At 55.2% G+C, this 3,654-nt stretch carries 1 protein-coding gene; it reads right to left on the bottom strand.

Features of this window, described 5'->3' with window-relative positions; all coding sequences use genetic code 11:
• A partial coding sequence (locus tag VLH40_06250; protein ID HSV31606.1) for an FAD-dependent oxidoreductase occupies positions 1-3,654 on the bottom strand: 3,654 nt, incomplete at both ends.

The following is a 3,654-nucleotide window of genomic DNA, read 5'->3' as shown; positions in this document are numbered from 1 at the left end:
CCGGAAGGATGACCTCATCCCCGAATAAGACACTTTCGACAGACACAAAAAGAGAACTGTTTTGCCTGTATACCCGGGGTGGCCGGTCGTCCTCGAAACGTATAAAGACCACTCCTCTCTCTCTGGCCTTCCGATAATACTGCTCCTGGAGTCCGAAGGTGCGGATATCCCGGTACAGGATCGTTATTTCCGTATCCGGGTTTTTCTCTTTCAAAGCCAGGGCGTTCCGGATCGCTGTCGCACAGCACACTTTACTACACCAGGGATGAGCCTCGTCCCGTGACCCGACGCATTGAATCATGACCACCCGGCGCAAGGGAAGTTCCATTCCACCATTCATGGTATTCACGAGTTCGCTTTGAGTGATCACCCGTTCTTCGTCAGAATAGAGATAGTCAGCGGGAATATGCTCGCGGCCTCCGGTTGCGATGACTACCCCACCATGCTTGGCGTTTTTTTCAACCGCTCCCTGCCGTATCCGGCTCTCGAAATTCCCGACAAACCCATTGACTTCAATCAGGGTCGCACCGGTGAGAATCTCGATGCGGGGGTCTTCCCGTAAAGCGTTTTCCAGATCCCAGCGAAAACGGGCAACATCGATCCCTTCCAGGGTTTTAAATTCCCTGAAACTTCGGACGTACCCACCCAACTCCTCTTCTTTTTCCACGAGGTATACCTTTAATCCCTGGCGGGCAGCCTCACGCGCGGCGGTCATCCCTGTCAGACCACCGCCGACGACCAGGAGGGATTTCTCCACGGGCAGTTCAAGCGGGGTCAGGGCTTCCAGGAAGGATGCTTTTGCTACCGACATGAGCACGAGATCACTGGCCTTTTCTGTGGCTTTTTGTGGATCCTGCTGGTGGACCCAGGAACATTGATCCCTGATGTTAGCCATTTCGAAAAGATAAGGATTGATCCCGGCCTCCCGAAGGGTTTCCCGAAAAAGCGGCTCATGGGTTCGGGGCGAACAGGAGGCGACCACCACCCGGTTGATTCCGTGTTTGTCAATCAACTCTTTCATCCGGTCCTGGGTGTCCTGTGAACAGGTATAGAGGTTTTCTTCGACGAACACCACACCGGGCAAATCCCGAATCACTTCGGCCACCCGAGGGACGTCAACCACGCCCCCGATATTGATTCCACACCGGCAGACAAAAACCCCGATGCGCAAAGGCTCCAATGAAACGTCGCGCTCCGCCGGATACACTTTTTCCCGAACCCGGCTGAAACGGACATCATTCAAAAAGGAGCCGACTTCACAGGAGGCCGCACTAGCCTCCACCACTGTATCCGGTATATCCTTCGGACCCCCTCCGGTACCACAGGTCCAGACTCCGTCTCGAGCGGTCCTGACCGGACTCATTGTGTCGGTGTACAACACTCCCACTGGATCTACCGGCAGGCCCAGACGCTCCAGTCGTTCCAAGTTCTCAGGGGTAACCGATAGGCCAACGGAGAGAACCACTATATCAAAAACTTCTCTCTGAAGTCCCTCCCGTTCATCGATCAAAAACACCTCGAGATCGCCATTATCCCGTTCCCGTATCCGATCCACTTTTCCGCGGACAAAATGGATGCCTTCAGTTTTCGCCCGCTCGTAGTATTTCTCAAAGTCCTTCCCAAAGGCCCGCAGGTCGATTGTGAATATAGTGGCCTGAAAGTCTTCCGCGTTCCTGCCAGTTCCCTTGCCATCGCGGGGCAAGAGGGGCAGGTCGGAACCACATGCTCCTTCGCTGTTGCTTGAAGAGCAGGCCGCAGACACATTTTCGGGGCGGTGCTCCACCGCCAAATGTTCCTTGGCCACTAACGCTTCCTTGATCGCGTACATACAGCAGACCGATGAACAATAAGGCTGTCCCCGCTCCTCGTCCCGCGAACCAACGCATTGGACAAAGGCGATTTTCCTGGGAATCCGGCGATCGGAAGGTCGGACCACTTTCCCTTCGAAAGGGCCGGAGGCGTTGAGAATCCGCTCGAAGTCAAGACTGGTGACTACATTGGGATACCGGCGATACCCCAATTCCCGGTACCGTTCGGTCGGATCGAAGGGTTCCGCTCCACCGGCATAGATCACCGCTCCCACTTTTAGGTCGATCAATCGGTCCTGGTCCTCGTGATCGACGGCTTTGGCCTGACAAGCCAACACACACTGCAAGCACTCGGCACATCCCCCGCAGGACAAGCAACGCCCAGCCTCCCGTAGCGCTTGATCTTCGGTGTAGGTCTGTTCCACTTCATCAAAACCGGTCTTCCGGCCTGCGATTTCCAATTTTCTCGGACGAATTCGCCGAGTCCGTTTCTCCCGCCAAGGAATCAAAAGAGGTGCCGCTTCCCGTTTTTCCCCGGAGAAAACCGCTCCCGTCAGCCTCGCTTCGATCCCTGATGCCGCCCGTTTTCCATGCGCAATGGCTTCGACCAGTGTCGCCGGGCCCAGAACAAGGTCTCCTCCGGCAAAAACACCAGAGCGGGAGGTCTCCATGTTTTGGTCGACTATAAGGGTCCCCGACTTGGTCTTACGAAGATTTTCGTCGGGAATGTCCACAACTTGGCCAATCGCCAGTATAAATAAATCGGCGGCCACCTCAAAGCCAGCACCCGGAATGATCTCCGGTTTCCGGCGTCCGGACTCGTCAGGGCTGCACAGACGCATGACGTAGGTTTCGAGGTAGAGGTTGCCATCCCTCCGGGTAAACCGTTTCGGACTGGCACAGTAGAAGAATTCAATCCCCTCTTCCATGGCGTCCTCGATTTCTTCCTCGCGGGCCGGCATTTCTTCCCGGGAGCGCCGATAATAGATGGAAACCTTTTTCGCACCACGGCGCAGGGCGCTTCTGGCACAATCTATGGCGACGTTTCCCCCACCGACGATCACAACTTCTTCGGCTTCCGGCACCGGCTCACCGGAATTGGTCCGATACAGGTATTCAAGACCGTCCATGACCCCCTGGTCATCTTCCCCGTCTACCCCCGGCTTCATCCCTTTCCAGGCACCACAGGCCAGGTAGACGAAGTCAAAACCGTCGTTTTTCAAGTCGTCCAAGGAAAAGTCCCTTCCCCATTTCTTTCCCGGGATGATCTTTACACCTAATCCTGCGATCGTTTCGATTTCCCGGGTGATAACCTCCCGGGGCAGACGATACGCCGGGATACCCCAGGTCATCATTCCTCCCGTCTTTTCCAAAGCCTCATAAACGGTTAGGTCAAAGCCCTGCAAGGCCAGAAAATACGCGCAACTCAGACCACTCGGTCCGGCTCCCACTATGGCGACTCTCTTTCCGTTGAGGACTTTCTTCTCCGGAAGGGTATCGAGCGCTTCCTGACATTCATATTCAGCCAGAAAGCGTTTCAAACCCGGGATACCTAAAGGCTCGTCCAACACTCCCCGCTGGCAGCTTTCCATGCAGGGGTGATGACAGGCCCTGCCGCAGATAGCGGGAAAGGGATTGTCCATTCGCACCGTCCGCATCGCATCTTCGAACCGACCGTTCCGAAGCAAGGCAACATAACCTTGGGCCTTCTGTTCGAGAGGGCAATTCGACTGGCAGTTGGGAATCCCCTTCTTTTCGATAGTGAAGGCATTCGGAAAAGCTTGCGGAAATGGACGGTAAACACTGTTACGCTCATTCAGAAAATTCTCGCAATGGTTGGGGACTT

The sequence above is a fragment of the Atribacteraceae bacterium genome (assembly GCA_035477455.1).
Lineage (GTDB): Bacteria > Atribacterota > Atribacteria > Atribacterales > Atribacteraceae > DATIKP01.
Note: the sequence above shows the minus strand (reverse complement) of the source record. Positions and strands in the feature narration are given on the sequence as shown.